This is a genomic window from Halorubrum sp. AJ67 (assembly GCF_000513435.1).
Map to the genome: position 1 here is coordinate 1 of NZ_CBVY010000034.1, position 2,688 is coordinate 2,688.

Here is a 2,688-nt window from a genome sequence, read left to right on the forward strand (position 1 = left end):
CGCGGTGGCGACGACCGGGCCGTCACGCACCGCGACCGGGCGGCCGTCGACCGTCGCCAGCGTCTCGACGCCCGCGCCGATCTCGTCGATGGCCGGCGCGCGGATGAAGACGGCGTGGAAGGGGTCGTCGAGTCCGGCGATCGGGACCTTCGCCTCGAAGGAGTCCTTCTGTCGCCCGAACGCGTTGCGGTCGACCGAGACGTCGACCAGCCCCAGCGGCTCGACCCGGTCGTCCTTCGCGTCGGTCGAGCAGACGATGAGCCCGGCGCAGGTGGCGAGGACGGGCTTGCCGGCCGCGACGTGGTCTCGGATCTCGGCGGCGATCCCCTCGCGGTGGATCAGCCGCGAGATGGTCGTCGACTCCCCGCCCGGCATGAGGAGGACGTCGCAGTCGGACACGATCCCCGCGTCCCGGACCTCGACGACCTCCGCGGACTCGTCGTGGGCGGCCGCGGCGTTGCGGACGGCGGCGGCGTGTTCGGCCACGTCGCCCTGAACGGCGATGACGCCTGCTTTCATACGGATCGATGGGGCGGGCGCGTGGAAAAAGGGCGCGCTACGCGACCGGATCGACGGGCCGAGAAACGAGAGCGACGGGGGAGCCTACGCGACCGTCAGCGAGAGGATCTGGACGAACACGCCGAAGAGAACGCAGAACGCGATCACCGTCTTGGGGTCGATCGAGATGGCGTTCCGGTCCTCGTTGTCGAAGTAGCGGACCAGTCCCGCGCTGGACATCAGCCCGCCGGAGTTGGAACCACTCATGTCCGTCTGTGCGCGTCGCCGCGTTCTAAACGTTTCGTTCGCCGCCGGGACGCCGCGGTCTTCTCTCGGTTGTTCCGGAGGCGTCGCTTCCCGGTCGTCTCCGCGGAATCGTCGTCTCCGCGGAATCGTCGTCTCCGCGGGATCGCCGTCTCCGCGGGATCGTCGCCGCCGGTGGGTCGCCGCGTTCGCGGAGTTATCGCCTCCGTCGTGCCGCCGTCTTCACGGGGTTTCGTGAGCCGCGCACACGAGTGGGAAACCCTTATGCGCGGGCCGGCGGTAGTTGAGGCCGACTATGACCGTTCGACTGCTGGATTTCCACGCCGAGTGGTGCGGCCCGTGTAAGACGCAAGACCCCATCTTAGAGGAGATTCAGGAGGACCTCGGCGACGCGTTCGAGCTCCAGAAAGTCGACGTCGACGAGGAACAGGACGTGGCGAACCAGTACCAGGTCCGCTCGCTGCCCACCCTCATCGTCGAGAACGACGACGGCGTCGTCGACCGCTTCGTCGGGGTCACCCAGCGCGAGGACATCGAGGCCGCCCTCACCGAGGCCGGGGCCTGACCGGTCCGCGCCGCGGCGTCTCGCAACCTTTTACAGCGCCGCTCGCTCAGTAGGCGTATGGCCAAATTCGACGCCGCCGAACGCCGCATGCTCGACCGACAGATCTGTATGCGCTGTAACGCCCGCAACGCCTCCGAGGCCGAGCGCTGCCGCAAGTGCGGCTACACTAACCTCCGCCCGAAGGCGACCGAGCGCCGCGCGGCGTAACCGGTCGACGCGCTTTTCCGCAGTTCTTCCATCCCACCGAGCAACGGCGTCGCCTCCTTACTCGTCGGGGTACTTCGGCTCGCGGCGCTCGGCGCGCTCGGTCGCGCGCTCGATGACTTCCCGGACGCTGTCCGGTCCCTCCGCGGCGCGATAGACGCCGCCGTGACCGGGGTACATCGCCTCGACGGTATCGGGCAGCCGGTCGAGGAGGTCGTGGAGGCTCTCGATCAGGCGCTCGCGCGACTGGCCGGCCATGTCGGTGCGGCCGAACGAGCCGTCCGAGAACGCGCCGTCGTTGTAGACGACGACGTCGCCGGAGTAGAGCCGTTCGTCGCCGACGAGCGAGACGTGGTCGTCGGCGTGGCCCGGGGTGTAGACGACCTCGCAGGCCTCGTCGCCGACGAACACCTCGTCGCCGGCTTCGAGGGCGACGTCGCGGTGGGGGTGGTCGGCGTACGCGAGGACCTCCGGGTCGAAGCGGTCGACGACCGCGTCGAGTTCCCCGACGTGGTCGTGGTGCTGGTGCGTGAGGACGACGCGGTCGAGTCCGTCGGCGTCGGCCTCGGCGAGCGCCTCGGCGACCGCGTCCTCGACGCCCGGCATCGTGCCGGCGTCGACGAGCGTCGTCGCGTCCCCGACGACGAGGTACGCGTTACAGGTGAACTCCTCCGCGTCCGCGGTGACGGCGATCGGTTCCATGCCCGTACTCGCTCGCGGAGGGACAAAAGGGTACAGTCGTGGCCCCGAGCCGGGCGGTCGGAACCGTCCTCGCCCGTGGATTTATCCCTCACCCCCTGTTAGTCTCACACACAAATGGGCTTCGGCAGCTACGATGAGTCCGAACAGGAGAATCAGGACCTGGACGCGGACTTCGACGACGAAGACGGCGTTCAGGCTGCCCAAGAAACCCACGAGGGGTCCGTCGACTACGAGCCCGGCGCGTCCAACGACGAACTCCTCGACCGGCTTCAGGAGATCAAGTCCGAGGAGACGTGAGGACCCCGCCGAGCCGAACGCTCGGCGTCGCCTTCTCTGACGACCGCGACGTGAGCCGCGCGGCCAGCGTCGTCGTCCGCGCAGACGGCACCCCCGACGGGTTTGCGTTCGCCCGGTGTACCGTCGGCGGCACGGACGCGACCGACGCCGTGATCGAC

Annotated in this window: 7 protein-coding genes; 4 read left to right on the plus strand and 3 right to left on the minus strand. The window is 69.0% G+C overall.

Annotation, left to right across the window (positions count from 1 at the left end; translation table 11 throughout):
- Both pdxT and BN903_RS14760 read right to left on the minus strand, forming a co-directional pair.
- Nucleotides 1-519: pyridoxal 5'-phosphate synthase glutaminase subunit PdxT (gene pdxT, locus BN903_RS14755; protein ID WP_048078453.1), on the minus strand; the 519-nt coding region annotated here is incomplete at its 3' end.
- A gap of 84 nt (nt 520-603) precedes the next feature.
- Nucleotides 604-765, minus strand: coding sequence for a preprotein translocase subunit Sec61beta (locus BN903_RS14760; protein ID WP_079890693.1), 162 nt, complete (start codon nt 763-765; stop codon nt 604-606).
- A 292-nt stretch (nt 766-1,057) separates the two neighbouring features.
- On the opposite strand from BN903_RS14760, the gene BN903_RS14765 reads away from it, so the two are divergent.
- Together BN903_RS14765 and BN903_RS14770 are read left to right on the plus strand one after the other, a co-directional pair.
- Entirely contained in the window at nt 1,058-1,327 is a 270-nt protein-coding gene (locus BN903_RS14765; RefSeq protein ID WP_004598787.1) for a co-chaperone YbbN, read from the plus strand.
- A gap of 57 nt (nt 1,328-1,384) precedes the next feature.
- A complete protein-coding gene (locus BN903_RS14770; protein WP_048078454.1) occupies nt 1,385-1,534 on the plus strand; it encodes a 50S ribosomal protein L40e in 150 nt (49 codons plus the stop codon).
- Between the two features lie 57 nt (nt 1,535-1,591).
- On the opposite strand, the gene BN903_RS14775 is transcribed toward BN903_RS14770, so the two are convergent.
- Nucleotides 1,592-2,233 carry an MBL fold metallo-hydrolase gene (locus BN903_RS14775; protein WP_048078455.1) on the minus strand — a complete coding sequence of 214 codons (642 nt, stop codon included), beginning with the start codon at nt 2,231-2,233 and terminating at the stop codon, nt 1,592-1,594.
- 114 nt (nt 2,234-2,347) lie between these two features.
- On the opposite strand from BN903_RS14775, the gene BN903_RS14780 reads away from it, so the two are divergent.
- Entirely contained in the window at nt 2,348-2,530 is a 183-nt protein-coding gene (locus tag BN903_RS14780) for a DUF5786 family protein (protein ID WP_006629442.1), read from the plus strand.
- On the plus strand, nt 2,527-2,688 hold a 162-nt coding region (locus tag BN903_RS16155), incomplete at its 3' end, for a DUF99 family protein (protein WP_154018150.1). The genes BN903_RS14780 and BN903_RS16155, both read left to right, overlap by 4 nt.